The organism is Micromonospora rhizosphaerae, from assembly GCF_900091465.1.
In the GTDB taxonomy this organism is placed as follows: Bacteria; Actinomycetota; Actinomycetes; order Mycobacteriales; family Micromonosporaceae; genus Micromonospora; species Micromonospora rhizosphaerae.
Genome location: NZ_FMHV01000002.1, coordinates 1,338,456 through 1,364,335, shown reverse-complemented (window position 1 = coordinate 1,364,335; position 25,880 = coordinate 1,338,456). Strand labels below are relative to the sequence as shown.

The window sequence follows — 25,880 nt, the reverse complement described above, 5'->3', positions numbered from 1 at the left end:
TTATGCCGTCAGTCGTACCACGCGCCCCGCAGCCCGAGACCCCCTGCGGGGAATCCAAGCGGGTCGACACGCCACGAACTGGCCGCGCCGCCGGGCATTCCACTGCGGGCGCCGCGCCAAAAACCGGCTGTCGTCAGGATTCGGGGAGTTCGGGGCCTCCGTCCAGCAGCGGGGCGAGCAGGTCCCCCTGCTTCTCCACCCGCTTGAGCACCTCGCCCGCCGGGTACGGCTTCGTCGACGGCCGCTTGCCCGCCGCGCCCGCCTTGACCTCGTCCCAGGTCAGCGGCGTCGAGACCGACGGCACCGCCTGAGCCCGCAGCGAGTACGGCGCCACCGTCGTCTTCGCCGCGTTGTTCTGACTCCAGTCGATGAAGACCTTCCCGGGCCGCAGGTTCTTCGCCATCTTCGACACGATCAGCTTGGGATGCGCCCGCTCCAACTCCTGCGCGATCCGCTTCGCGTAGGCCGACACCTCGTCCGAGGACTGCGTCCCCGCGATCGGGCAGCAGAGCTGCATCCCCTTCTTCCCCGACGTCTTCGGGTACGCCTCGATCCCGTCGTCGGCCAGCCGGTCCCGCATCAGCAGCGCCACCTCGCAGCACTGCTTCAGCGCCGCCGGAGCCCCCGGGTCCAGGTCGACGACCATCATGTCCGGGTGCTCGCCGACCTTCCACTGCGGGGTGTGCAGCTCCAGCGCGGCGAGGTTGGCCAGCCAGACCAGCGTGGGCAGTTCGTCGGCGACCACGTAGTCGATCGTCTCCCGGCCCTTGGTCGACCCAGGTGCGGGCAGCGTCTCGACGCGTACCCAGTCCGGCGTCGAAGCGGGCTTGTTCTTCTCGAAGAACGAGCCACCGTCCACCCCGTTGGGGTAGCGGATCCGGGTCAGCGGGCGGTCCCGCAGGTGCGGCAGCAGCACCGGGGCGATCCGGGTGTAGTAGTCGATCACCTCGCCCTTTGTGAAGCCGGCCGCCGGATAGAGCACCTTGTCCAGGTTGGACAACTCCAGGGAGCGGCCCTCGACGGTCACCTTGAGCCGGTCAGCCGGCATCCTCGACCTCCTCCGGCGGCTTGTCTGGGCGCAGGCGCAGGATCCGCGGGAACCGCAGCCGCCCGTCCGGCGTGCGCTGCCCGTACTTCACCTCCACCACGACCTGGGGAGTTACCCAGATCGCGCCCCGGGCATCCTCGCGCGGCACGTCCCCGGCGAACGGCGACGCGCCGGAGCGCAGCGGTTCCAACTCGCGCAGCAGCTCCCGTTCGAGGGCAGCGCCGATGCCGCCGCCGACCCGCCCCCGGAAGGTGAGCCGTCCGTCCGGCCGGGGCACCCCGACCAGCAGCCCGCCGATCTTCCGGGCGCCGGGCCGCCAGCCGCCCACCACGAAGTCGCCGGTCACCTCCAGCTTGACCTTGAGCCAGTCCGCCGAGCGCACCCCGGGCCGGTAGATCGAGTCGGCCCGCTTGGCCATCACCCCCTCCAGCCCGTGCTCGCCGGCCGCCTCGTAGGTGGCCGGCCCGTCGAGGAAGGCCGGCGGCACCGCCCACCGCGCGGCCCCCAGCCCGAGCGCCTCCAGGGCCGCCCGCCGCTCAAGGTAGGAGTGCCGGGTCAGGTCCTCGCCGCGCAGGCGCAGCAGGTCGAAGATCATGTACGTCACCGGGGCGGTCGCCGCCAGCCGGGCCGCCTTCACCGGGTCCCGCACGTGCATCCGCTCGGCCAGCGCGGTGAACGACGGCTGCCCGGTCGCGCCGAGCAGCACCACCTCGCCGTCGAGCAGCGCGTCGTCGACCTGGTCACCCAGGGTGATCAATTCTGGGTACGCTACGGTGATTTCCACGCCGGAGCGGGCGTACAGGTGCTGGCGGCCGCCGGAGATGTCCGCGAGCGCCCGGACCCCGTCCCACTTGAACTCGTACGCCCAGCCGGCACCCGCCGGGAGCTGCCCGGTCATCGCGAGCATCGGCTTCAACGGCGCGCCGGGCACCCTACGACTGTAGTTGGCGACGGAAGCGCGTGCGTCCGCTTCGATCAAGTGCAATTCTGGTCAGAACCGGGGAGAGGAGCGCGGGATGCGGGCCATCTGGAAAGGAGCAGTGTCGTTCGGGCTGGTCTCGATCGGGGTGAAGGTCTACTCGGCCACCGAGGAGAAGGACATCCGCTTCCACCAGGTGCACCGGGACGACGGCGGCCGCATCCGCTACAAGCGCACCTGCCAGGTCTGCGGCGAGGAGGTCAGCTACGACGACATCGCCAAGGGGTACGACATCGGCGGCGGCGAGATGGTGATCCTCACCGACGAGGACTTCGCCGACCTGCCGCTGGCCACCTCGCACGCCATCGACGTGCTGGAGTTCGTCCCGGCCGAGCAGGTCGACCCGATCCTCTACAACAAGGCGTACTTCCTGGAGCCGGAGGGGGCGGCGACCAAGCCGTACGTGCTGCTGCGGGACGCGCTCGAGGACTCGGAGCGGGTGGCGATCGTCAAGGTGGCGCTACGCCAGCGTGAACAGCTCGCCACCCTGCGGGTACGCGAGGGCGTGCTGCTGCTCAACACCATGCTCTGGCCGGACGAGGTGCGTACCCCGGACTTCGGCTTCCTGGACGAGGACCTCAAGGTCCGCGCCCCGGAGCTGGCGATGGCCAGCTCGCTGATCGACTCGATGGCCGGCGATTTCGAGCCGGACGCCTTCACCGATGACTACCGGGCGGCGTTGCAGGAGGTCATCGACGCCAAGGTCGAGGGGCGCGAGGTGGTCCAGCCGGAGGAGGTGGAGGCCGCGCCGGCCGCCGCGGTGGACCTGATGGCCGCGCTCAAGGCATCGGTCGAGCGGGCCCGCGCCGCCCGCGGCGAAGAGCCCGCCGGGGGCGCGGCCGAGCCGACTCCGATCACCTCGGCGCGGTCCGCCCAGAAGGCCGCCAAGGCGGCCAAGACGGCGAAGGCGCCCGCGAAGAAGGCGCCCGCGAAGAAGGCGGCCCCCGCCAAGAAGGCCGCGGCCAAGAAGGCGGAGCCGGCGAAGAAGGCGGCCGAGAAGAAGACCGCGGAGAAGAAGGCGGCCAAGGCCCCCGCGAAGAAGGCGGCCGAGAAGAAGGCCGCCCCCCGCAAGACCGCCTGACTTCCCCTCAGCCGCGGCCGAGCTTCTCGGTGGGGGTGATCCGGACGATGACCCGCTCCTCGCCCGGCCGGCGGAACGGGTAGGTGTCCTGCCCGAGGTACTTCTTCGCCATCCGGTCGATGTGCTCGTCGGCCCCCTCGGTGGCGAGTTCGGCGGTGCCCTTCACCCAGAGGGTGCGGAAGTCGTTCGCCTTGTCCACCACGGAGACCGCGACCACCGGGTTGCGGGCGATGTTGACGTACTTCTGCCGGCCCTTCGCGGTGTTGAACACGATGTGCTCGCCATCGGTGTCCACCCACACGGGGGTGACGTGCGGGGTGCCGTCGGCCTCGACGGTGGCCACGTGGGCGAGCTGCGGTTCGGTGAGCAGGGCCAGGTCTTCTTCGGTGAGGATCGCCATGGTCGAGAACCTACTCCCGAAAAGTGACACCTACCGGCGGGTGTCCGATCCGCGCGGGCGAGGGGGCGCCGAGGGCGTTCCGCCGGGGTACCGTGTGCGCTGGTCTCGGCAGCGGCCGCCGGGCCGCACCCACCACCCAGCAGGGAGTCGACGTGAGCGAGCGCACGCAGAACCGGTCGGGCCAGGGCCCGGGCACCAAGGCGGAGCGGCGGCTGGCCGCCCAGCTGGCGGCGAAGAAGGCCGCCGAGGCGAAGCGCCGCCGGCAGTCGCTGCTCGGCGCGCTCGCCGGTGTCGCCGTCGTCGCGGTGCTGATCGGCGTCTTCGTCTGGGTGAACGGCGGGGACGACGACGCGAAGAAGGCGGCCGGCACTCCGTCGGCCGGCGCCAGCGCCCCGGCGGCCGAGCCCACCGCGCCCGCCGCCCCGCAGCTCCCCGAGGGCACCGACCCGGCGCTGGCCACCAGGCCGCAGGTCGGCCCGGGCAAGGGCGAGCTGACCAAGCTCACCGTGACGACCCTGATCAAGGGCAAGGGCCCGGCGGTGAAGGCCGGCCAGCAGATCACCACCAACTACGTGGGCGTCTTCTACAAGGACGGCAAGGAGTTCGACGCCTCCTGGAACAGCGGCCAGCCGGCCACCTTCCCCATCGGGGTCGGCCAGGTCATCCCGGGCTGGGACCAGGGCCTGGTCGGGGTGACCGTGGGCAGCCGGGTGCAGCTCGACATCCCGGCCGAGCTGGCGTACGGCAACGACTCCTCCGGCGGCCGGCCGGCCGGCCCGCTGCGCTTCGTCGTTGACGTGCTGGCCGCGCAGTAGATCACACTCGTCTTCCTTCCCGCCGCCTACCCGCAGTAGGTTCAACGTCACCGTGGGCGGTCCGGCCCCCACGGTGATCTGCCCACCGACGCGGAGGTGCACGTGGCGGCGCTGGACGACCCCGGGCTCGCCCGGGTGATGTGGACGCACTTCGAGCCGGTCCACGCGGTGACCTACTTCCACCCCCGCGCCCGGGCCGCGTACGAGGCGGTCGGGCTGCGCGGCTACTGGCGGGGCTACTTCGCCGGCCGGGCCGCCCCGCTCGGCCCGACCGACGCCCCGCCGGTGATCGCGGCCTTCTTCAGCTTCGCCCCGCGGATGGTGGCCCGGGCACTGCCCTCCGTCTGGCGGCTGGCCACCCCGCAGGAGGCGCTGCGCGCCCGGCTCACCGGCGCCGTCCAGGCGCTCGCCGAGTTCACCTACGAGCTGCCCGAGGCGCATCTCGCCGAGGCCGCCGACCTGCTGGAGGCGGCCGCCGCCCGGGTCGAGATCGCCGGCCGGGTGCTGGGCGCGGTCAACGCCGCCCTGCCCGCCGGTGAGTACCCGCTGGCCCGGATCTGGCAGGCCGCCACCACGCTGCGCGAACACCGGGGCGACGGGCACGTCGCCGCGCTGGTCGCCGCCGGGCTCGACCCCGTGGAGGTGCTGGCCTGGCGGTGCCGGACCGACCAGTCGCGCGAGTTCCACCAGCCCGCCCGGGGCTGGACCGACGAGGAGTGGACCGCCGCCGAGGAGCGGCTGGTCGAGCGGCGCTGGCTGACCGCCGACCGCGAGCCGACCGAGCAGGGCAGCACCGCGTTCCGGGCGGTCGAGGAGGCCACCGACCGGGCCGCCCTCGGCCCGTGGCGGGCACTCGGCGCCGAGCGCACCGAGCGGCTGCGCGAGCTGCTCGAACCGGTCGCCCGCCGCTGCCACACGGTCATTCCCCGGCAGAGCCCGATCGGCCTGCCGGTGGCACAGTCGAACTGATCCCATTGCGGGTGTCGAGGTCGTCCGGGTCCGGGAGTGGGCTCCCTTCCTGACCTGATTCCGGCCCGGGCCGGTCGCCCCGGCCGGCCCGACGGCGGCCGGTGGTTCGGGCAGGATGGGGTACGTGGTGGACGCGGTGCTCTTCGACCTGGACGGCGTGATCGTGGACTCCGAGCCGGTCTGGGAGGAGGTCCGGCGGGCGTACGTGGCCGCGCACGGCGGGACCTGGCAGCCCGACACCCAACGCCGGCTGATGGGGATGAGCACCGGCGAGTGGGCCGCCTACCTCAGCGGTGAGCTGGGCGTCGACCGGAGCGCCGAGCAGGTCGCCGCGGAGGTGGTGGCGGAGATGACCCGCCGGTACGCGGAGCACGTACCGCTGATCGACGACGCCGACGCGGTGGTGCGCCGGATGGCCGCGCGGTGGCCGCTGGGGCTGGCCAGCTCCTCGCCCACCCGGCTGATCGAGGCGGCGCTGGCCGCCACGGGCCTGGCCGACGCCTTCGGCGCGACGCTGTCGACCGAGGAGACCGCCCGGGGCAAGCCCGCGCCGGACGTCTGGCTGGGCGTCGCCGCGCGGCTCGGCGTCGACCCGACCCGTTGCGTCGCCATCGAGGACTCCTCCAACGGCGTACGCTCGGCGGCCGCCGCCGGCATCCGGGTGATCGCGATACCGCACGGGTCGTACCCGCTGGACCCGGACGCCGAGGCACTCGCGGCCGTGCTGCTCCCCTCGGTCGACGCGCTCACCCCCGAGGTCGTGGATCGGCTGGGCTGAACCGGCTTCTGCCTTTGCGTGCCCGGTTGTACGGTTTCCGAGGGGATCGGAATGATCAGGGACCGGCCGGGTACCGCAGGCCGCGGTGCGGCCTCGGGCGTGAAGGAGACGGGATGAAGGCGATCGTGTACGAGCGCAACGGCGACCCGTCGGTGCTCGAGCTGGTCGACCGGCCGGTACCGGAGCCGGGCCCCGGCGAGGTGCTGGTGCGGATGGCCGTCTCCGGGGTCAACCCGACCGACTGGAAGGCGCGCCGGCAGTGGCCGCTCCCGGCCGGCTGGCAGATCCCCGGGCAGGACGGCGCCGGGGTGGTCGAGGCGGTGGGTGAGGGTGTCGACCAGATCCTGATCGGCTCGCGGGTCTGGCTCTGGGAGGCCGCCTGGCAGCGGCCCTGGGGCACCGCCGCCGAGTACACAGTGGTCCCGGTCCGGCACGCGATCCGCCTCGGCTCCGCCTCGTTCGACCTGGGCGCCTGTCTCGGCATCCCGTTCATGACCGCGCACCGCTGCCTGACCGCCGGCGAGTACATGCCGAGCCGGCTGCACGCCGGCGCGCTCGGCGGCCACGTGGTGCTGGTGCAGGGCGGGGCCGGCGCGGTGGGCAACGCGGCGATCCAGCTCGCCCGCTGGGCGGATGCCTGCGTCATCGCCACGGTCAGCAGCCCGGAGAAGGCCCAGCTCGCGGCGGCGGCCGGCGCCTCCCATGTGATCAACTACCGGGAGCAGGACGTGGTCAAGGAGGTCCGCAAGATCGCGCCCGACGGGGTGCACACGATCGTCGAGGTCTCCGCGGCGCGCAACGCCGCCACCGACGTCCAGGTCCTCATGAACGGCGGCGCGGTGTGCGTGTACGCCGACGACGGGGGCCCGGAGGTCACCCTGCCGATCCGGCCGCTGATGGTGCCGAACGCTCGATGGCAGTTCGTGCTGATCTACACCGCACCGAAGGCGGCCAAGGCCCAGGCGGTGGTCGACCTGCAGGCTGCGGTGAACCAGAACGCGATCCGAGTGGGCGAGGAGGCGGGTCTGCCCCTGCACCACCACCGGCTCACCTCGGCGCAGGGCGCACACGAGGCGGTGGAAGCCGGGGCGGTCGGTAAGGTGCTCATCACCACGAGCGAGACGTAAGAGCGCGAAACGGATTTCTCCGTCAACGGGACAGAGGCGAACAACTTTCGCGACAATGACGGTGCGGGTCGCCCCCGCAATGGAACGGGCGGCCCCGGCGCGGTGCGAACGCCGGGGCCGCCCCTGGGGAGGGATGTCCACAGGGATCAGTCCCTACCCATTGCAGCGACAGTACGTCGGAAAGTGTTACGACGCCGTCAGTTCCCGCACCTCCAGGCCACCCTCCGCGTACCGGGAGCGGACCACCTTCTTGTCGAACTTGCCGACGCTGGTCTTGGGCACCGCGTCGATGAACGCCCAGCGCTCCGGCAACTGCCAGCGGGCCACCGACTTCGACAGGAAATCGCGCAGCTCCTCGGCCGTCACCGAGGCGCCCTCCCGGACCACCACGGTCGCGAGCGGACGCTCGTCCCAGCGCTCGTCCGGCACGCCCACCACGCACGCCTCCAGCACCGCCGGGTGCGCCATCAGGGCGTTCTCCAGCTCGACGGAGGAGATCCACTCGCCGCCCGACTTGATCACGTCCTTGGCCCGGTCGGTGAGGGTGATGTAGCCGTCCGACGAGAGCGTGCCGACGTCACCCGTGCGCAGCCAGCCGTCGCGGAACTTCTCCTCGTCCGGGGTCTCGTCCCCGACGTACCGGGCGGTCACCCACGGCCCACGGACCTCCAGCTCGCCGACGGACGTCCCGTCGGCGGGCAGCGGCTCGCCGAGCGGGCCGACGATCCGCGCGCCCACCCCGGCCGGCACCCGGCCCTGCGTGTAGCGGTAACGCCAGGCATCGTCGCCGGTCGCGCCGGCCGGCGGCCGGGAGACCGAGCCGAGCGGGGACATCTCGGTCATCCCCCAGGCGTGGATGACGTCGATGTGGTGCCGCTCGTGGAACGCGTGCATCAGCGCCGGGGGGCAGGCCGAGCCGCCGACGATCACCTCCTTGAGCGAGGAGGTGTCCACCTCGTGGCTGTCCAGGTACGCCAGCAGGTCGGTCCAGATGGTCGGCACCGCGCCGGCCAGGGTCGGCCGCTCGGCGGCGATCATCTCGGCGATCGGGGCGGCCTGGAGGAACCGGTCCGGCATGATCAGCGACGCCCCGGAGAGGAACGCCGCGTAGGGCAGCCCCCAGGACATCGCGTGGAACATCGGCACGATGGCCAGCTCGCGGGCATGGGGGCCGAGCCCGAAGCTCTCTGGCATGCACACCTGCAAGGAGTGCAGGTAGATCGAGCGGTGCGAGTAGCCGACCCCCTTGGGGTTGCCGGTGGTGCCGGAGGTGTAGCAGAGGGCGGCGGCGTCGCGCTCGTCCACCTCGGGCCAGTCGTACGAGTCCGGGCGGTCCGCCAGCAGGGCGTCCCAGTGGTGTACGGCGATCCGGTCGCCGGCCGCGGCCACCAGCGGGGCCGGGTCTCCCCCGCCGACCACCACCACGTGCCGCACCGTGGTCATCTCGCCGATCACCCGGGCCAGCAGCGGGATCAGCGTCGTGTCGACCAGCACCACCCGGTCCTCGGCGTGGTTGGCGATGTAGGCGACCTGGTCGGGAAAGAGCCGGATGTTGAGGGTGTGCAGCACGGCGCCCATGCTCGGCACGGCGAAGTAGGTGACCAGGTGCTCGTTGTTGTTCCACATGAACGTGGCGACCCGCTCGTCGCCGGTCACCCCGCACTCGTCGCGCAGCGCGTGGGCCAGCCGGGCGGCGGTGCGGCCGACCTCGGCGTACGACATCCGGCGGGGTTCGGCACCGGTCCAGGTGACCACCTCCGCCGTGCCGTGCACGGTGGAGCCGTGTTCGAGGATCCGGGCGACCTGGAGGGGGGCGTCCATCATCGTGCTACGCATGGGTAGCAAGTTAGTGTCGCCGGTCACACCTTGGGAACCCCCGGAAAGCCGGTCCGCCCCGGCGAACCTGCGTAAATTGTCCGAGTGAGCATCTCTTGGGCCGACTCGTACGTGGGCCAACTGCGCGCCCTCGCCGGTGACCGCACCCTGATGTTCGTCGGCGCCCGCGCGGTGGTCCGGGACAACGCCGCCCGCGTGCTGCTGATCCAACGCTCGGACAACGGGCACTGGGCGATGCCGGCCGGCGCGATGGAGCTGGGCGAGTCGATCGCCGACTGCGCGGTCCGCGAGGTACGCGAGGAGACCGGGCTGCGCGCCCTGCGGGTCAGCGCGTTCGCCCTCTACACCGGGCCGGACCGCACCCACACCAACATGTACGGCCACACCTACCAGATCTTCACCACCGCGTTCCGGGTCGACGAGTGGGACGGCGAGCTGCTCAGGGTCACCGACGAGACCACGGACGCGGACTTCTTCCACCCGGAGGAGCTGCCCGCCCCGCTCTCCGCCAGCGTCCCCGAGACCCTCGCCGACCTGGACGTCTTCGAGCAGACCAACCGCCTGATCCTCAAGTGACGGCGCCGACCCCCGCGGGCCGCTCGCTGGGCACCCCGGAGTCGTCGCCCCGCCCGGCGGCTGGCCGGGCGCCGGACCGTTCCGCGCCGATCCCGGCGACCACCACGAAGGCGATGCCGGCCACCGCGCCGACGCCCGGCACCTGACCCAGCGCGACCAGGCCGACGACCAGGGCGATGGCGGGCTCCAGGCTCATCAGCGTGCCGAACGCGGCGGCGGTGAGCCGGCGCAGCGCCAGCAGTTCCAGCACGAACGGAACGACGGGCAACAGGACGGCCAGCCCGAGGCCGGCCAGGAGCACCTGCCAGGTCAGGTTGCCGAACGTCGAGGGACCGACGACCAGGGTCGCGACCACGGCGGCCACCGGCATGGAGACCGCCAGGCCGCGGATGCCGGAGACCTCGTCGCCCACCCGCTGGGTGAGCAGGATGTACGCGGCCCAGCAGGCCGCCGCGCCGAGCGCGTACGCCACCCCCACCAGGTCCGAGCCGCCGTGCCACGGCTCGGTGAGCAGCAGCACCCCGACCGCCGCGAGCGCCGGCCAGAGCTTGGTGCCGCCCCGACCGCGGGCCACGGCCACGCCCAGCGGCCCGAGGAACTCCAGCGCGCTGGCCGTACCGAGGGGCAGCCGGGCCACCGCCGCCATGAACAGGATGGTGACGCCGGCCGTCACCACGCCGAGCGCCAGGCAGGCCCGCAGGGCGGAGCGGGTGAAGGCCGACAGGCGGGGCCGGACCACGACCGCTAGCAGCACCCCCGCCCAGGCCAGGCGCAGCCAGGCGGCGCCCGCCGGACCGACCCGGTCGAACAGCCCGACCGAGGCGGCCAGCCCGAGTTGGACACACGTCATCGAGGCGACCGCCATCGCGGTTCCGGCACGGGCAGAGGTCGCGGTGGTCATGCGGATAGTAGAGCCGCTGGGGACCGTTCGCGTCCACGTTCCATTTCTGGACGAAACATTCGGCGATCGTGAACAATAACCCTCGTGGACCTGCGTCGCCTGCGCCTGCTGCGCGAACTGGCCCGGCTCGGCTCGATGCGCCAGGTCGCCGACGAGCTGCACGTCACCACCTCGACGGTGTCGCAGCAGCTGGCGGCGCTGGCCCGGGAGGTGGGCACCGAGCTGGTCGAGCCGCACGGTCGCCGCGTCCGGCTCACCCCGGCCGGCCGCCGGCTGGCCGAACACGCCGTGACGATCCTCGCCGCGGTCGACGCGGCCCGGCTCGACCTGGACCCGCGGGCCGAGCCGGCCGGCACGGTACGCGTCGCCGGCTTCGCCACCGCCGTCCGGCGCTCGCTGCTGCCGCTCACCGCCCGGCTGGCGACGGACCACCCGCGGGTGCGCCTCCGCATCCACGAGCACGAGCCGGCCGAGGCGTACGCGCTGCTCGCGGCCGACGAGGTCGACCTCGCGCTCACCTACGACTACAACCTGGCCACCCTGTCCGCGGACCAAGCGCTGGAGGCCACGTCGCTGTGGTCGGTGGCGTGGCACCTCGGGGTGCCGACCGACGCGGCGCCCGGCCCGGCGGAGGACGCCCCGACGGTCTTCGACCGGTTCCGCGACGAGGACTGGATCGTCAACTCGCGCAACACCGCCGACGAGGTGGTCGTCCGCACCATCGCCTCGATCGCCGGCTTCGAGCCCCGGATCGTGCACCGCGCGGACAGCCTCGAACTGGTCCAGGACCTCATCGTCGCGGGACTCGGCGTCGGTCTGCTCCCCGGCGACCAGCCGACCGTGCCCGGCGTGCGCCTGCTGCCCCTCACCGGACCGCAGGCCCTCCTGCGCGCGTACGCCGTGACCCGCCGCGGTCGGGCGGCCTGGCCGCCGCTGGCGCTGATCCTCGACCTGCTCACCGCCCACCCGGATCCGCCCCAGGAGGTCCCTCCCGGAAGGACTGCTCCGCCTGCTCGCTTCACGGGAAGGTGAACCCGCGATCAACGGCGGCCGGTCAGAGCATCGTCTGGGACTTCGCCTCCATCTCGGCAGCGGCCTCCTCCTTCGACTCCCTGGTCAGCGGCTTGCCGCCGGGGGCGGCCGCCTTGCCGCCGAGCGGGTCTGCGCCGCCGGTGGCCCCCTGCGGGCCGGCGCCGCGCAGCTTGTCGTTCGGCAGGGCCAACGTGACCAGCACCGCCAGGATGGCGATCAGCCCGGCGGTCAGGAAGACCAGGTGCAGCGACTCGACGAACGCGGCCTGGATGGCGGCGCGGACCGGGCCGGGCAGGGCGAGGATGGTCGCCGGGTCGTTGATCGAGATGTTCGCCCCGCCACGGGCCGCCACCGCAGCCCGCTGATCGGGCGGAAGCTGCGCGATGGCGCCCGGCAGCCGGTCGGCGAGCTGGCCGGTGAGCTGCGACGACAGCACCGCGCCCAGGATGGCCACCCCGAAGGATCCACCCAGCGACCGGAAGAAGGTCGCCGAGGAGGTGCCGGCGCCCAGGTCCCGCGGGGCCACCGCGTTCTGCACGGCCAGGATCAGCGACTGCATGCAGAGGCCCAGCCCGACGCCGATCACCACCATGAAGCCGAAGGCCACCCAGAGCGAGGTCTCCACGTGCAGGCGGGTGAAGAGCAGCATGCCGGCGAGCAGCACGACCGAGCCGGTCACCGGGAACCACTTGTACCGCCCGATCTGGCTCATCGCGCGGCCGGTGAGCACCGAGGTGAAGATGATGCCGGCCATCATCGGCAGCATCAGCAGACCGCTGCGGGTCGGCGAGGCGCCCTTGACGATCTGCAGGTAGAGCGGGATGAAGATGATCGACCCGAACATCACCAGACCGAGCACGAAGCCGGCCAGGTTGGCCAGCGTGAACGTCGCCTGGCGGAACAGCCGCAGCGGCAGGATCGGCTCCGGCACCCGGGCCTCCTGGAGCACGAAGAGCACCCCGAACACCGCGCCGGCCACGAAGAGCCCGATGATCACGCCGGAACTCCAGGCGTACCGGTTGCCGCCCCAGCTCAGCGCGAGCAGCAGGCAGCTCACCCCGGCCACCAGCAGCCCCGCGCCGAGCCAGTCGATCGCGTGCTCGCGCCGCTCGAACGGGATCAGCCGCATGACGTGGTAGCAGACCACGATCGCCAGGATCGCCAACGGCACGTTGATGTAGAAGATCCAGCGCCAGTTGGTCTCCGCGAAGTAGCCGCCGACCAGCGGGCCGGCCACCGACGAGATGCCGAAGACCGCGCCGAAGAGGCCCTGGTAGCGGCCGCGTTCCCGGGGCGAGACCACGTCCGAGATGATGGTGAACGCCAGCGTCATCAGGCCGCCGGCGCCCAGCCCCTGCACGCCCCGGGTGACGATCAGCTGGGTCATGTTCTGCGACAGGCCGGCCAGCAGCGAGCCGAGCAGGAACGTGCCGATCGAGAAGATGAAGACCGGGCGGCGCCCGTACAGGTCGGCCATCTTGCCGTACAGCGGGGTGGACGCGGTGGAGGCGAGCAGGTACGCGGTCACCACCCAGGAGTAGTGGTTGATGCCGCCCAGTTCGCCGACGATCGTGGGCAGGGCCGTACCGACGATGGTCTGGTCGAGCGCGGCCAGCAGCATCCCGGTCATCAGACCGAACATCAGCAGGCGGATCTGGCCGGCGTGCAGCGCCGGCCGGGCATGGGCTTCGGTCGTCACCCCGCCTTCTTTCCCGCACCGGCCGGAACATGCCCCCGAAGCCGGTTGATCATGAAGTTGGCGGCGATGTCGATCTCGGCTACCGCCGCCAACCTTATGATCAACGAGGTCAGACGGGGCGGTGCTTCCCCTCGGCGAACTCCTCGACGATCTTGGCACAGAAGGCCGGGAGGTCGTCGGGCTTGCGACTGCTGACCAGGCCGTTGTCGGTGACGCACCGCTCGTCGACCCAGTTGGCGCCGGCGTTGGTCAGGTCCGTGCGCAGGCTCGGCCAGGAGGTCAACCGCCGGCCCCGCACCACGCCCGCCTCGATCAGCGTCCACGGCCCGTGGCAGATCACGCCGACCGGCTTGCCGGCGTCGAAGAACGCCCGCACGAACCGGACCGCGTCGGGGTCGGTGCGCAGGAAGTCCGGGTTGGCCACCCCGCCGGGCAGGACCAACGCGTCGTACGCCCCGGCGTCGGCCTGGGCCACCGTCACGTCCACGTCGTACGTCTTGCTCTGGTCGAGGTGGTTGAAGGACTGGATCGAGCCGGGCCGGAGCGAGACCAGTTCGACCCGGGCACCGGCGTTCTCGACCGCCTCGCGGGGCTGGACGTACTCGACCTCCTCGACTCCGTCGGCGGCCAGGAAGGCGATCCGCTTGCCCTGCAGCGTCGCTGCCATGGTTTTCTCCTTTCCGGGGGGTCAGCTGAACCCGTTCCCGACGCCAAAAGCCCGAAACGCACGGCCGGCGTGGGCGGGCGGCGAGCGGGCAGGTTTGGCCCGGGAGCCTCGGGGGACCCGGGAAGGCATGGCAGGAGCAGCAGCGGAAGAGCGCCGGCTCGCCACCGTCGTGGAGAGCTGGCTGGGGCGTCCCGTGCTGGTCGTCGGCGACGCCATGCTTGACGAGTGGCGGTTCGCGGAGTCCGAGCGGCTCTGCCGCGAGGCACCCGCCCCGGTTCTCACCCTGCGCCGGCGCATCTCCGCCGCCGGCGGGGCGGCGAACACCGCCGTCAACCTCTCCACCCTCGGCGGCCGGGCCGTGCTGGTGGCCCCGGTCGGCGCCGACGCGGCCGGCGACGAACTGCACGACTGCCTCGACCGCGCGGGCGTCTGGGACCGGACGGTCAACCAGCCCGGCCGGCCGACCCCGGTGAAGCGCCGGATGCTCGCCGGCAACCAGATCCTGCTGCGCGAGGACTCCGGCGAGCCGGAGGAAGCGCTCGACGAGGACGGGGTAGCCCGGCTGATCATCGCCCTGGACTGTGCGACCGAAGAGCTGAAGGCGGTCGCCGACGGGGCCGCGCCCACCCTGGTGGTCTGCGACTACGGCCTGGGCGCGCTCCCGGCGGCGGTAGGCGCCTGGCTGGTCGCCAACCGGGACCGCTACGCGACCGTGGCACTCGACGCGCACGATCTGGTCCACTGGCGGGGCCTCAACCCGACGGTGGTGACCCCGAGCTTCGCCGAGGCGGCCCGGCTGCTCGCCCGCGCCGCGGCCGGCTTCGGCGCGGCGCCCCGCCCGGCCGGACGCGGCGGCAGCGGCCCCGACCTGCACCTGGACCACCCGGTCGCCGACCCGGCCGACGGCCCGTCCGAGCTCACCGTCGGCGCCGCACCCGGCGGCGCCGGCGAGTGGTCGGCCGGGCCGGACGGTTCCGACCTCGGCGCGGCCCCAGAGGGCGAGCGCGGCCAGGCCGAGCAGGAAGGCCACCCGGCCGGCCAAGACGCCAACCTCGGCCCGCTCGGCGCGGGTTTCCCGGGGGCCGGCGGCCCCACCGGGGAGCCGACGCCCGGGGAGGACCGGGTGGCGATGACCGGCGACGGGCTCACCGTGACCGGCAGCGGCGTCACCGTGAACGCGACGGCCGGCGAGGGCGTGGACCGGGCCGAGCTGGCCGAGTCGCGCCTGGCCGAGCTGCGGGCGCACACCGGCGCCGACGTGGTGGCGGTGACCCTGGACACCGAGGGCGCGGTGGTCGGCGGGGCCGACGGCGAGCCCCGGCGCAGCCACAGCACCCCGGTCCCGGCCAGCCACGCCGTCGGCGCCGGGGACGCGTACCTGGCCGCGATGACGCTGGCCCTGGCGGCCGAGGCGACGCTGCCGACCGCCGCCCAGCTCGCCCAGCTCGCCGCGACCATCACGGTCTCCGACACCGGCACCTGCGTGTGCCGGCGGGAGGACCTGCTCGGAGCGCTGGGCAGCGGGCCGGACGAGACCGGGCACCCGACCGTGGTCGACGCCGAAGAGCTGAGCGCGATCGTCGACGACCACCGGCGCGCGGGCCGCTCGGTGGTCTTCACCAACGGCTGTTTCGACGTGCTGCACCCGGGACACGTGCGCTACCTGACCCAGGCCCGCGCGCTCGGCGACCTGCTCATCGTGGCGGTCAACTCCGACGACAGCGTACGGCGGCTCAAGGGGCCGGACCGCCCGGTGAACCCGGTCGAGGACCGGGCGGCGCTGCTCGCCGCGCTGGAGTGCGTGGACCACGTGGTGGTCTTCGAGGAGGACTCCCCGAGCCGCCTGATCGAGGCGGTCCGCCCCGACGTCTACGTCAAGGGTGGCGACTACCCGCCGGAGATGGTCCCGGAGGCGCCCCTGGTCCGCCGGCTGGGCGGCCAGGTCCGCACCCTCGGCTACGTGCCGGACCGCTCCACCTCGGCGATCATCGAGCGGATCCGCGCGCAGTCGGTTGCTCGGCCCGGCTCGGCGCCGAAGAGCTCTCCCGCCACCGGCAGGCCGACGTGACTCGACCGCTCGACCCCGGCGCACCCGAGCGGTTCCGCCGGCCCCGGCAGCTCGACGTGCTGATCCCGACCCGCAACCGCCCCGCCGAGCTGGCGGTCACCCTCTCCGGGTTGGCCGCTCAGGAGGGCGTACCGGACTTCGGGGTCGTGGTCAGCGACCAGTCCGACGACGAGCCGGCGTACGCAGATCCGGCGGCGGCCACCATGGTCCGGGTGCTGCGTCACCGGGGGCACCGGGTGCTGCTGACCCGGCGGCTGCCCCGGCGTGGCCTGGCCGAACACCGGGCCTACCTGCTGGATCGGTCCGTCGCCCGGTACGTGCTCTGCCTCGACGACGACGTCTGGCTGGAACCGGGCACGCTGTCCCGGCTGGTCACCGCGATTCGGGAGCTGGGCTGCGGGTTCGTCGGCAACGCCGTGCACGGCCTGTCCTACTCGGACGACGTGCGGCCGGAGACGCACGGGCACTACGAGGAGTGGAACGGCCCGCCCACCCCCGAGCTGGTACGCCCCGGCACCCCCGCCTGGGACCGGGCGCAGATCCACCCGGCCGCGAACCTGCTGCACGTCACGGAGAAGCTGCGCCTGCCGGCGGGCGCCTGGCGGGCGTACAAGATCTCCTGGATCGGTGGCTGCGTGCTGTACGACCGGGTCAAGCTGGTCGACGCGGGCGGTTTCGAATTCTGGCGCCGGCTGCAGGAGCGGCACCAGGGCGAGGACGTCGCCGCGCAGCTCGCGGTGATGGCCCGGCACGGCGGCGCGGGCATCCTGCCCAGCGGCGCCTACCACCTGGAGTCGCCGACCACGGTGACCGAGCGGGACGTGGAGGCGTGGGAGGTCGTCCTCGCCGACTCCGACACCCCGCAGCCCGCCTGAGCTCAGCTCACCCCTGCAGCAGCTCGCGGGCGGCCTCGAGCACCTCCACCAGCGGGACGTCGGTGACGAACGACTCGCGGTGCGGGCACTCCCCGTCCCCAGGGCGGTGCGGATAGATCCCCGGGGTGCAGTCGACGCCACAGACCGGGCAGTGGGTCGTCCACGAGGCGATCGGTCGGTGCCGGGCGCGCAGCGGGGTGGCCGCGTTGATCAGGTTGCCGACCCAGAAGATCCCCACCGTCGGGGTGCCGACCGCGGCGGCCAGGTGCACCGGGCCGGAGTCGTTCGAGACCAGCAGCTCACAACCCTCGAGGCAGGCCGCCAGCCCGCCCAGGCCGAGCGTGCCGACCACTGGGCGCACTCCCGCGCCGGCCGTCGCGACCACCGTCTCCACCACCTCGCGCTCGGCGGGCATGCCGGTCACCAGCACCTCGTACCCGTCGCCGACCAGCGCACGGGCGACCTCGCCGAAGCGGTCCGGGGGCCACCGCCGGCGGGTGTCCGTGGCCCCGGGGTGCAACACCACCCGCGGCCGGTCCGGCTCGCCGAGCACCTCGCGCGCCTCGGCCCGGTCGGCGTCGGTGACGGCCAGCCGCGGGGTGATGGTGGTGGCGGGCGCCCCGACCAGCCCGGCCACCTCCAGGGCGCGGATCACCTCGTGCTGGTAGTAGACGTACCGGATCCAGCGGTCCAACGGCGGGGCGTCCTCGGCCCGCAGCCCGGCGGTGACCCGGGCGCCGAGCCCGGAGACGACCGGGTTGGAGTTGCCCCCGCCGCCGTGCACCTGCAACGCCAGGTCGAAGCGCTCCTTGCGGGCCGCAGCCAGGAAGTCGTCCATCGAGGACTCCGGTTCACCCGGGTCGGGGCCCCGGATGCCGGGCGCGGGCGGGACCACCAGCACCCGGTCCACCGGGCCGGGCCGGTCGCGCCAGAGCTTCGCGTGCCAGGGCGCGCCGAGCAGCACGATCTCCGCCAACGGGTACGCGGCCCGCAGCGCCTCCAACGCGGGCAGGACGAAGATGAAGTCGCCGAGCGCGTTGGCCCGCAGCACGGCGATCCGCTCGACGTCGGGGACCGGCTCGGCGACCGGGCCGAGCGGGGACGCGGTGACCACCCGACCCGCTACAGCCGGTCGATCTCGTCGGCCGTGGTGTCCGGGTGGTGCATCTCCCGGTCGGCGGCCGGGTCGGCGAGCCTGGGCGTACCGGGGCGGGCGGGTCGGGGGCCGGCGCGGCCGACGGTGATCGTACGCGGCGCCGGCCGGGTCGCCCGGGGTAGCCGGACTCGCAGCAGGCCGTGGTCCATCACCGCGTCGATCCGGTCCGGGTCCACCCGGGACGGCAGGTCGATCCGGTACTCGAAGCCCCGCGTCTCGAACCCACCGGGGATGCCCTGGTCGGCGTTGACCTCGGCCTCCGAGCGGGCCCGGACGCAGAGTTCCCGGTCGTTCAGTTCGACGGCCACCTCCTCCGGCGCCACCCCGGGCAGCCGGACGATCACCTCCCACCCGTCGGCGGCCTCGGTGAGGTCGACCTCTGGCGCGCCGGCGCGGCCACCGACCAGGCGGCTCAGCTCCGAGCGCAGCGACTGCAGCTCGCCCATCGGGTCCCAGCCCTGCTGCCGGCCGCGCCAGACACGGCCGAAGCCACCACCTCTGGACTGTTCCGTCATCGCACCTCTCCGATCCGCTGGGTCGCCGCGGGGGGTCGCAGCGAGCTGGGCGCGTCCAGGCCGGCCTCCGGGTCGACGCCGACGCCGAGCCGGTCGACCAGCTCACCGCCGAGCCAGGCGCTGACGCCGAGGATCGCCACGGCGACCACCTCGATGGCGATCAGGGCGCCCCCGGCGGCCCGGGAGTCGGCGTTGAGCCGGACCACCCAGACCGCGGCGAAGAGCAGGATCACCGCGAGGTTGGCGGCGGCGTGGGTGAGCCCCACCCGCTTGGCGCGGGTGCCGGTGGGGATGGCGAGCAGGTCGACGGCGCCGGCCGCCGCGGCCAGCAGGCCGCCGATCAGCCCGACGGTGATGTTCCAGTACGCCACCTCGCCGAGGAAGTCCGGCCCACCGACCGTGTCCACGATGTCGAAGATCACCGCGGTGACCAGGAGCGCCACCGGGAACATCACCAGCATCGGGTGCACGGGGTGACCGAGCAGCTTCAGTCGGCTCTCCATCTCCGGCCTCCATCGGTCACATCCGGCGCGCTGCGTGTGAGGCGGTACCCCACGGACCTGTGGGCAAACCTCGCGTTCGACGCGCTCTCCTAGGCTGGCGGTGGCGAAGTCCGGGCCACTGCTCTGGCACCGGCCGCCACCCGGCTCAACGGACGGGAGAGGATCACGTGACGGCGGAGATCACTTCGCACGAGGAACTGCGCGAGCTGCTGGGGACGCCGATGCCCCGGGCGGTCGCCAAGGAGCGGACCGCGCTGCACGAACGGGACCGGCAGTGGCTCGCCGCCTCGCCGTTCTGCCTGGTCGCCACCGCGGGCGCGGACGGCAGCTGCGACGTCTCGCCGAAGGGCGACCCGCCCGGCTTCACGCTGGTGCTGGACGACCGGACCATCGCCATCCCCGAGCGGCCGGGCAACCGCCGCGCGGACGGCTACCGCAACATCCTCGACAACCCGCACGTCGGGCTGATCTACCTGATCCCGGGCCGCACCGACACGCTGCGGATCAACGGCCGGGCCCGGCTGGTGCGGGACGCGCCGTTCTTCGACCACATGGTGGTCAAGGGGCACCGGCCGGTGCTGGCCGTGGTGGTGGAGATCGAGCAGATCTTCTACCACTGCGCGAAGGCGTTCCTCCGGTCCCAGCTGTGGCAGCCGGAGACCTGGCGGCCGGACGTGCTGCCGTCCCGCGCCCAGCTGATCAAGGAGGTCGAGGCGCCGGCGGAGAGCCTGGCGGAGCTGGAACGCCACTACGGCCCGGAGTACGTCAAGACCATCTACGCCTGATCCACCGGTCCCGATCCGGTCTGGTCGTTCGCTGCATCGGGGTCCGACCGGCGCTCTGGATCGCCACGGCCGGGGCGCTCGGCGGCCTGCTCTGGGTGGCCTTCTCCCCGGTACGCACCCTGCACGACCTGCCGACGGAGGACGCCTGACGTTTGGGCGGTCGGCTGAGGGTACAGATCAAGGGACGGCCCACCGCGTCATGCGGCGCTGTAACCCCTGGACACGGGTCGAGGAAGGATGATGTTCGATGCCCACGAAGAGCAACTCGGGGCGCGGCAGCGGCTCGACCGCGACCAAGAACCCGCCGGGCAACCAGACCCCGAACACCCCCGACATCAACGAGAGCGAGATCGCCCGGCTCAAGGTGGACGAGCTGCGCGACCGGCTTCGCCGGCGCGGTGTCACCGACACCGCCGACATGCGTAAGGACGACCTGGTCAAGGCCTTGGTCAAGAGCATGGGCGACGGTGCGAAGAAGAGCACCTCCGCAGGCGCCGGCCGGTCAACAGGCGCTAGCCGGTCAACAGGCGCTAGCCGGTCAACAGGCGCTAGCCGGTCAACGACCAAGGGCGGCATCCGCACCGGCGCGCACAGCTCCAGGTCGGTGAAGTACTCCCAGGAGATCACCTCGGTCGACGACGAGCCGGAGCGCGCTGGGCGCAGCCTGGTCACCACCGACCACGACGTGATCCGGCGGTGGGCCGAGGCGCGCAAGGGCGTGCCCTGCACGGTCGACGGCAGCGAACACGACGGGCACCCCGGGGTGCTGCGCTTCGACTTCCCGGCCAACGGCCGCGAGCAGCGGCTGCGGGAGATCGGCTGGGAGGAGTGGTTCCGCGCCTTCGACGAGCGCCGGCTCAACTTCATCTACCAGGAGGAACGCTCCGACGAGAGGCAGAGCAACTTCTTCCGGCTGGAGAGCCCGGACCGCGAGGACGGTTGAGCTTCCTCGTACGAACGGAGGCCCAGGTCAGCGTTGACCTGGGCCTCCGGCACGTCATCCGACGGTCTCCTCCAGCCGGATCCGCCGCGCGCCCCATCGATCATCATGTTTATGCAGGTGACGGGCTGGATATCAGGAAGCTCTTCAGCGATTCACTTTGGAGGGTCCGATGAGTCAGCCGTCGTACGCGGAGCACCCGCAGACCGCCGCCGCCCCGGCGCCCCAGGTCCGCGGCACCAACGTCATGGCGATCCTGTCCCTGGTGTTCGCCTTCGTCTTCGCCCCGGTCGGTATCGTTCTCGGTCACATCGCCAAGAGGCAGATCCGGCAGACCGGCGAGCAGGGCGGCGGACTGGCCACCGCCGGCCTCGTGCTGAGCTACATCTTCACGATTCTCGGCATCCTCATGTTCGTGTTCGTGTTGATCCTTGCCGCCAACTCCGGCAACACCGCCGGCTGATCCCACGTCGGCAGTGCGCCGAGGGGCAGGAGAGGGATCCGGTCGTCGGGGGCCCGTGATCGAGGAGACTCGACGCGGGCCCGTCCCTTGTGCACGGGTCCTTGTGGTTAGGCGCTCTTTCTCCGGGTAGGAACTCTGATGACCGAGGAGAGCCCTCCTGAAGACGACAAGGATGAGGAGTGCTGATGACCACCAAGGTCGAGAAGACCATCGAAGTCAACGTTCCGGTGAGCACCGCGTACAACCAGTGGACGCAGTTCGAGGAGTTCCCCCGGTTCATGGGGGGCGTCGAGGAGGTGCGCCAGCTCGACGACAAGCGGATGCACTGGGTCGCCGAGATCGCGGGCGTGAAGCGCGAGTGGGACGCCAAGATCCTGGAGCAGGTGCCGGATCGGAAGGTCGCCTGGGCGGCCACCGACGGCGCGACCAACGCCGGCGCCGTCTACTTCCAGCCGGTCGACACCGACCGCACCCAGGTCCGGCTCTCGCTGGAGTACGAGCCCGAGGGGCTGGTCGAGAACGCCGGCGACAAGCTGCACATCGTGGAGAAGCGCGCCGAGGCGGACTTGGAGAAGTTCAAGTCGTACATCGAGGGCCGGGGCGTCGAGACGGGCGCCTGGCGCGGCACGATCCACGAGGGTCGTACCCTCGGCACGCCCGGCGTGGAGTACGCTGCCTCCTCGATGGGTGACGACGGCAAGGCCGGCGTCTCCGGCACGGCTTTCCCGGCCGATCCGGCCGACCCGCGCCGCAACTTCTGACGCACGTCCTCCCTGCCGAAAGGCCCGGCGGGCGCGGCCCACATCCTGGGCCGCGCCCGCCGGGCCGCTTGAGATCCCCACTAGGCCGGGCGGCGTACGCCGGCTGGCATACCGAGGATCCCCGGCAGGGAGACGGATTGGTCGTCGATGTTCGCCGGGTTGACGCTCCAGGCGCCCCGCCTAGTCCTCCTATCGCGGGCCAACCGACATCGCATCCGGGTCCGGGCGGTCGAGCTTCGAAAGCTGCACCTCGGTCGGCCAGTCGGCGCGCTGCGGGTCGTTGACAGTAGGGCGGGACTCCTCATTGCCGGCGAGCGGTCGAGGGAGGAAGAACCGTGCTCTGCCCTCTTCAGCCAGGGGCGCCTGGCGGACTTCTGCCAGCGCGCTACGAAGCGTCGCGCGCACCCACCGCATACCGGGCCGCTCGATCAGCCGGTGCACCATCCATGCAATGAAAAGCATGGCGGCGACGAGACCCAGCAGCAACAGAGTGGGAGGAACCATGCCCTCGAGGACCCGGATCACCTCCCAGCCGATGTATTCGTGCAGGAGGTAGAGGGGATACGTGAGAGCACCAGCAACCGGAAGCCATCGCCATCGCACCCAGGACAAGCGGCCGGTCGCGACCAGCGCCATGATGAGGAAGAAGGCGACGACAAGGACGAGGACGGGCCAGTCCGGGACGTCATAGCCGATGTTCCGCTCCGCGCGGCCCTGCTTGATGAGGGCGAATCGTTGGGCGGCGAGGAAGCACCCGGCCACGATGCCGACCAGTAGCGCTGTGGGACGGAACCGGTACATCAGGAAGAAGGCGATCCCGGCGATGAAGTACCAGCAGATGTCCGGCATGAGCAACTGCTTCAGCGGGCTGTCGTCGTACTTGGTCATGATCATCGCCGCGGCCGCCCAGAGGAAGCAGAACATGACCGCGCGGCGGTACGTCAGGCCCCGCCACACCACGAGCGCGAAGAGCAGATAAAAACGGATCTCAGCCCACAGCGTCCAGTAGACGGCATCGACGTCCTTTGCATTGAGCGGCTGCTGGAGCATGGTGAGGTTGACCAGGACGTCGCGGACGGGCTTCGGACCGATCCCTCCCGGCACGAGGAACACGATCGCGGTCGTGGCGAGAACGGCGAAGAGGTAGGCCGGGAAGAGGCGAGCGACCCGTGACGTGAAGAACTCGCCGAGCGACCGACCCCAGCAGCTCATGCAGATGACGAAACCGCTGATGAGGAAGAACAGCTCCACACCGAGCCAGCCGTACGCGGCGGGCAGGTGTGCCGTCGGAAACACGTCCTGCACCGGCGCGGCCCAGCCTCCGCCGAAGGCGATGTAATGGTAGGCGACGACCATAAGCGCGGCGAGAAGCCGTAGGCCGTCCACCACACGGATCCGGTCACCGCTGACGGTGACGCGGGGGGTTGCTCCGGTGCGGCTGTATGTGAGAGCGGGAGATTCGGCAGGCACGGCGGCCACCCTAGCGGCCGGTCCACGCCACCGGGGGGCCTCCCCGACCCCGCAACCGGCGCTGGTCCTGCTGCGCGCGCGAATTTGGCTAACCACCTCCGGTATATGTCGTACTTACGACGGCGACACCTTTCGGAGGAGGCACTCATGGGCGAGCGCGGTGGCCTCGATTCGTTCCTGACCGGGCTGGACAGCCCGATGTTCATCGTCACTACCGTCCATCCGCGGTCTGGTGAGCGTGCGGGCTGCCTGGTGGGATTTGCCTCGCAGTGCAGCATCGAACCCGACCGGTTCGTGGTCTGGCTCTCCCAGAACAACCACACTTACCGCGTCGCCATGGCGGCTGAGCTCCTGGCCGTCCACGGCCTGGCCGACGACCAGCGCGAACTAGCTGAGCTGTTCGGCACCCGGACCGGCGACGAGGTGGACAAGTTCGCCCAGTGCACCTGGCAACCGGACCCGTCCGGTGTGCCGATCATCGGCAACTGCCCACGCCGGTTCGTCGGCAGGATCCTCGACCGGACTGCGTGGGGCAATCACACCGGATTCCTGCTCGAACCGATGTGGGCTGCAGGGGAGCCGGACCCGCCACCGCTGATGTACTCCGCCGTCAGGCACCTTCGTGCCGGCCACCCGGCCTAGAACCCATGCGGCTCGATGGTTATCGCTGTTCCCAGAGGTCCTGGAGCGCGAGAGCGCGAGCCTCGATGAGACGCATCCGAGGCATCCACTCGCTCGGCTTGGTCCAGTCGGCCTGGCCGGTGATCTGGTCCGGATGCCTGCGGTAGAGCAGGCCGGGTTCGCCGATGAAGTAGCCATCGGCGATCACGGACGCGCCGAGCAGCAGACCAGTGTCCTCGCCACCAGGAAGAGCCGTCCAGCCGCCGAGCGCCAGCACCAGTTGCCTGCGGATGCACAGTGTGGCGGGGTGGACCGGCAGCCGGTAGTTGTTCTGCTGGAAGTAGTTCAGGATGTGGGTGCGGGTGAACTGACCTTCGGGCGGGTCCGCGCGTTCCCATCCGACCGTCGAGCCGTTGCACGCGCAAGCGCCATATTGCGGGTAGTCCCGGCGCCCCCCTTCCGTCCCGTGTCGGCGGATATGCGCGGGTCCTCTGGCAGTACTGCCGAAGCCGCTCCAATCCGGCCATCCTCCTGCACGACCCACTGCCATGCCCAACCTGCTGGCATCTCCTGGGACGCAAGCGATTCGTAGGCGTCCACCAGGTGCGGCACACTGGGCGGGTGCACCGGAGTGATCACGGATATCACGTTTGTCACGGTGGTCACTGGTTCAGCTAGGTGGTGTTGTCGAACTCCGTGCGATCCGCCGGTATCACCACGTCAGACAATTCGACGCTACCGCTGCCGCCCGCGCTGTTGGCGGCCTTGCTTCAAAGCGAGCATCAAGAGAAGGCTCAGGTCATGATCGCGGCGTGAACATTGCGATCCTCGGGGAGTTGGCCGAGCCGTCGCTGGTGGTGCGCGTGGTGCTCGGCGTCGGCCCAGGTGGGGTACCAGCCGAGTTCGACGCGTACGGCGAGGATTCGTCGGCACGGGTGCGCGCCGAGCGACTCGACGAGGCGCTGACCGTTCTCTCCGCGCTCTGGTCGGGCTCCCCGGTCCACCACCGCCGGCAGCACTACCGGGTAAACGGGGTGACGCGGGCGCCTCCCGGTGCAGCGGCCACGGGTACCAGTCTGGATCGGCGGTAACAGCCGCGCCGTACCTCGGGGAATGCGGTGGGACGGGGGCGGTCGCGCTGGTCGGCTCGTCCCGGCCGTCGGACGGGGCAATGGTCCGCGGCTACGCGAAGCCGGGCGCGACATGGTGGCTGGAACAGCGAGATCGCGGGCGCGTCATGGCCGAACACGTTAAGCCCAAGCCGAGTCGCACCCCCTTCCCGTGCCACCGCCTCTACGGCCGCAAGGATCGCTCTCCCATACCCGGATCGCCGGTAGGGCTCTCCCACACTGATGTCGTGGAGCCAATCCCTGCGGCAGATAATGATGCTGGTTCCTCGAGTAGGCGTGTGGTCCTTCTTATCCGTAAATTCCCAAGACCGCTTTCAGGCCGTCCATCATTGTTGTGCCGTCGGATGCTGCGCTGTTCTACTCCGCCCGTGGAACCACAGGATCAACCACATGACGCTGGAGACGATGCCCGCAGCGGCGAACACCGTTCCTACGAGGAACATGAGGTCATCGCCCTTGCTTCTAGGCTCGAAGAGGACATCGCTGAGGGCCATGGTGGCGAAGAACAGCCCGAGGCACAGATGGAGGCAGGCAAAGAGCCGCGGTGCGACCAGGCGCTGCCCTCGCCAGCGAATCGCCCCGGGCTGGTGGCGGCTGCGCACCAGCATCGCAACACCGACGGCGACGTTCAGGCCGGCAACGACGCCGGCGCCGACGGCGAAACCTACGTCCAGCGCCTCCATGG

General features: G+C 71.7%; 26 protein-coding genes and 3 pseudogenes. 15 read left to right on the top strand and 14 right to left on the bottom strand.

The features are described from left to right. Positions 1–133 precede the first annotated feature (133 nt). Both ligD (GA0070624_RS06630) and ligD (GA0070624_RS06625) read right to left on the bottom strand, forming a co-directional pair. On the bottom strand, positions 134–1,048 hold the full coding sequence (gene ligD, locus GA0070624_RS06630; RefSeq protein ID WP_091337585.1) for a non-homologous end-joining DNA ligase: 915 nt from the start codon (positions 1,046–1,048) through the stop codon (positions 134–136). Then, on the bottom strand, positions 1,038–1,979 hold the full coding sequence (gene ligD, locus GA0070624_RS06625; protein WP_091337583.1) for a non-homologous end-joining DNA ligase: 942 nt from the start codon (positions 1,977–1,979) through the stop codon (positions 1,038–1,040). Before ligD (GA0070624_RS06625) ends, ligD (GA0070624_RS06630) begins: the two co-directional genes overlap by 11 nt. An 85-nt stretch (positions 1,980–2,064) precedes the next feature. Here ligD (GA0070624_RS06625) and ku point away from each other — a divergent pair, with 85 nt between their 5' ends. Next, positions 2,065–3,108: a non-homologous end joining protein Ku gene (ku, locus tag GA0070624_RS06620; RefSeq protein WP_091337581.1), complete on the top strand. Its 1,044-nt coding sequence runs from the start codon at positions 2,065–2,067 to the stop codon at positions 3,106–3,108. Between the two features lie 7 nt (positions 3,109–3,115). Here ku and GA0070624_RS06615 read toward each other — a convergent pair whose 3' ends face one another. Further along, a complete protein-coding gene (locus tag GA0070624_RS06615) occupies positions 3,116–3,508 on the bottom strand; it encodes a PPOX class F420-dependent oxidoreductase (protein WP_091337579.1) in 393 nt (130 codons plus the stop codon). 152 nt (positions 3,509–3,660) lie between these two features. Here GA0070624_RS06615 and GA0070624_RS06610 point away from each other — a divergent pair, with 152 nt between their 5' ends. The 4 genes from GA0070624_RS06610 (at position 3,661) to GA0070624_RS06595 (ending at position 7,197) form a co-directional block, all read left to right on the top strand. Then, positions 3,661–4,323: an FKBP-type peptidyl-prolyl cis-trans isomerase gene (locus GA0070624_RS06610; RefSeq protein ID WP_245718684.1), complete on the top strand. Its 663-nt coding sequence runs from the start codon at positions 3,661–3,663 to the stop codon at positions 4,321–4,323. A 138-nt stretch (positions 4,324–4,461) separates the two neighbouring features. After that, positions 4,462–5,292 carry an SCO6745 family protein gene (locus GA0070624_RS06605; protein ID WP_091348289.1) on the top strand — a complete coding sequence of 277 codons (831 nt, stop codon included), beginning with the start codon at positions 4,462–4,464 and terminating at the stop codon, positions 5,290–5,292. Between the two features lie 124 nt (positions 5,293–5,416). After that, a complete protein-coding gene (locus GA0070624_RS06600; protein ID WP_091348286.1) occupies positions 5,417–6,070 on the top strand; it encodes an HAD family hydrolase in 654 nt (217 codons plus the stop codon). A 113-nt stretch (positions 6,071–6,183) separates the two neighbouring features. After that, positions 6,184–7,197: an NADPH:quinone reductase gene (locus GA0070624_RS06595; RefSeq protein ID WP_091337577.1), complete on the top strand. Its 1,014-nt coding sequence runs from the start codon at positions 6,184–6,186 to the stop codon at positions 7,195–7,197. 186 nt (positions 7,198–7,383) lie between these two features. Here GA0070624_RS06595 and GA0070624_RS06590 read toward each other — a convergent pair whose 3' ends face one another. Beyond that, a complete protein-coding gene (locus tag GA0070624_RS06590) occupies positions 7,384–9,018 on the bottom strand; it encodes a fatty acid--CoA ligase (RefSeq protein ID WP_176731988.1) in 1,635 nt (544 codons plus the stop codon). Positions 9,019–9,117: 99 nt separating this feature from the next. Here GA0070624_RS06590 and GA0070624_RS06585 point away from each other — a divergent pair, with 99 nt between their 5' ends. Then, positions 9,118–9,609 (top strand): NUDIX domain-containing protein, encoded by a 492-nt coding sequence (locus GA0070624_RS06585; RefSeq protein WP_091337573.1) that lies wholly within the window; start codon positions 9,118–9,120, stop codon positions 9,607–9,609. Here the strand turns inward: GA0070624_RS06585 and GA0070624_RS06580 are convergent. After that, on the bottom strand, positions 9,602–10,510 hold the full coding sequence (locus GA0070624_RS06580) for an EamA family transporter (protein WP_091337571.1): 909 nt from the start codon (positions 10,508–10,510) through the stop codon (positions 9,602–9,604). The two genes, GA0070624_RS06585 and GA0070624_RS06580, sit on opposite strands and share 8 nt — an antisense overlap. An 84-nt stretch (positions 10,511–10,594) precedes the next feature. On the opposite strand from GA0070624_RS06580, the gene GA0070624_RS06575 reads away from it, so the two are divergent. Further along, entirely contained in the window at positions 10,595–11,542 is a 948-nt protein-coding gene (locus GA0070624_RS06575) for a LysR family transcriptional regulator (protein WP_091337569.1), read from the top strand. A gap of 22 nt (positions 11,543–11,564) precedes the next feature. On the opposite strand, the gene GA0070624_RS06570 is transcribed toward GA0070624_RS06575, so the two are convergent. Next, on the bottom strand, positions 11,565–13,241 hold the full coding sequence (locus tag GA0070624_RS06570; protein ID WP_091337567.1) for an MDR family MFS transporter: 1,677 nt from the start codon (positions 13,239–13,241) through the stop codon (positions 11,565–11,567). Between the two features lie 109 nt (positions 13,242–13,350). After that, on the bottom strand, positions 13,351–13,908 hold the full coding sequence (locus GA0070624_RS06565) for a type 1 glutamine amidotransferase domain-containing protein (protein ID WP_091337565.1): 558 nt from the start codon (positions 13,906–13,908) through the stop codon (positions 13,351–13,353). A 127-nt stretch (positions 13,909–14,035) separates the two neighbouring features. On the opposite strand from GA0070624_RS06565, the gene rfaE2 reads away from it, so the two are divergent. Beyond that, positions 14,036–15,976 (top strand): D-glycero-beta-D-manno-heptose 1-phosphate adenylyltransferase, encoded by a 1,941-nt coding sequence (rfaE2, locus tag GA0070624_RS06560; RefSeq protein WP_091337563.1) that lies wholly within the window; start codon positions 14,036–14,038, stop codon positions 15,974–15,976. Beyond that, a complete protein-coding gene (locus tag GA0070624_RS06555) occupies positions 15,973–16,851 on the top strand; it encodes a glycosyltransferase family 2 protein (RefSeq protein ID WP_091337561.1) in 879 nt (292 codons plus the stop codon). Before rfaE2 ends, GA0070624_RS06555 begins: the two co-directional genes overlap by 4 nt. A gap of 7 nt (positions 16,852–16,858) precedes the next feature. Here GA0070624_RS06555 and GA0070624_RS06550 read toward each other — a convergent pair whose 3' ends face one another. The 3 genes from GA0070624_RS06550 to GA0070624_RS06540 are packed head-to-tail and all read right to left on the bottom strand — an operon-like array spanning position 16,859 to position 19,025. Beyond that, positions 16,859–17,965 (bottom strand): glycosyltransferase family 9 protein, encoded by a 1,107-nt coding sequence (locus GA0070624_RS06550; protein WP_091337559.1) that lies wholly within the window; start codon positions 17,963–17,965, stop codon positions 16,859–16,861. An 8-nt stretch (positions 17,966–17,973) separates the two neighbouring features. Further along, positions 17,974–18,522: an Hsp20/alpha crystallin family protein gene (locus GA0070624_RS06545; RefSeq protein WP_091337557.1), complete on the bottom strand. Its 549-nt coding sequence runs from the start codon at positions 18,520–18,522 to the stop codon at positions 17,974–17,976. Next, positions 18,519–19,025 carry a DUF2231 domain-containing protein gene (locus GA0070624_RS06540; protein ID WP_091337554.1) on the bottom strand — a complete coding sequence of 169 codons (507 nt, stop codon included), beginning with the start codon at positions 19,023–19,025 and terminating at the stop codon, positions 18,519–18,521. Before GA0070624_RS06540 ends, GA0070624_RS06545 begins: the two co-directional genes overlap by 4 nt. Positions 19,026–19,192: 167 nt before the next feature. Between GA0070624_RS06540 and GA0070624_RS06535 the strand changes: the two genes are divergently transcribed. The 4 genes and pseudogenes from GA0070624_RS06535 to GA0070624_RS06520 form a co-directional block, all read left to right on the top strand. Continuing rightward, a complete protein-coding gene (locus tag GA0070624_RS06535) occupies positions 19,193–19,810 on the top strand; it encodes a pyridoxamine 5'-phosphate oxidase family protein (RefSeq protein ID WP_091337552.1) in 618 nt (205 codons plus the stop codon). A gap of 247 nt (positions 19,811–20,057) precedes the next feature. Next, positions 20,058–20,753: a hypothetical protein gene (locus GA0070624_RS06530; protein ID WP_091337550.1), complete on the top strand. Its 696-nt coding sequence runs from the start codon at positions 20,058–20,060 to the stop codon at positions 20,751–20,753. Between the two features lie 217 nt (positions 20,754–20,970). Next, positions 20,971–21,213, top strand: a pseudogene (locus tag GA0070624_RS06525) (DUF4190 domain-containing protein); the annotation flags it as partial. Between the two features lie 185 nt (positions 21,214–21,398). Continuing rightward, positions 21,399–21,845 (top strand): annotated as a pseudogene (locus GA0070624_RS06520) (SRPBCC family protein); the annotation flags it as partial. A gap of 318 nt (positions 21,846–22,163) precedes the next feature. Here the strand turns inward: GA0070624_RS06520 and GA0070624_RS06515 are convergent. Continuing rightward, on the bottom strand, positions 22,164–23,444 hold the full coding sequence (locus tag GA0070624_RS06515) for an acyltransferase family protein (protein ID WP_141714944.1): 1,281 nt from the start codon (positions 23,442–23,444) through the stop codon (positions 22,164–22,166). 147 nt (positions 23,445–23,591) lie between these two features. Here GA0070624_RS06515 and GA0070624_RS06510 point away from each other — a divergent pair, with 147 nt between their 5' ends. Next, positions 23,592–24,086 carry a flavin reductase family protein gene (locus tag GA0070624_RS06510; protein ID WP_091337543.1) on the top strand — a complete coding sequence of 165 codons (495 nt, stop codon included), beginning with the start codon at positions 23,592–23,594 and terminating at the stop codon, positions 24,084–24,086. A 19-nt stretch (positions 24,087–24,105) separates the two neighbouring features. Here the strand turns inward: GA0070624_RS06510 and GA0070624_RS06505 are convergent, their stop codons facing one another. Beyond that, on the bottom strand, positions 24,106–24,615 hold the full coding sequence (locus GA0070624_RS06505) for a hypothetical protein (RefSeq protein ID WP_245718683.1): 510 nt from the start codon (positions 24,613–24,615) through the stop codon (positions 24,106–24,108). A 262-nt stretch (positions 24,616–24,877) separates the two neighbouring features. Between GA0070624_RS06505 and GA0070624_RS34595 the strand changes: the two genes are divergently transcribed. Next, entirely contained in the window at positions 24,878–25,156 is a 279-nt protein-coding gene (locus GA0070624_RS34595) for an LLM class flavin-dependent oxidoreductase (RefSeq protein ID WP_176731608.1), read from the top strand. Positions 25,157–25,275: 119 nt separating this feature from the next. On the opposite strand, the pseudogene GA0070624_RS36580 reads toward GA0070624_RS34595, so the two are convergent. Together GA0070624_RS36580 and GA0070624_RS06490 are read right to left on the bottom strand one after the other, a co-directional pair. Next, positions 25,276–25,431: pseudogene (locus GA0070624_RS36580) on the bottom strand (GNAT family N-acetyltransferase); the annotation flags it as partial. Positions 25,432–25,521: 90 nt separating this feature from the next. Further along, on the bottom strand, positions 25,522–25,878 hold the full coding sequence (locus tag GA0070624_RS06490; RefSeq protein ID WP_091337537.1) for a hypothetical protein: 357 nt from the start codon (positions 25,876–25,878) through the stop codon (positions 25,522–25,524). Between the last annotated feature and the right edge of the window lie 2 nt (positions 25,879–25,880).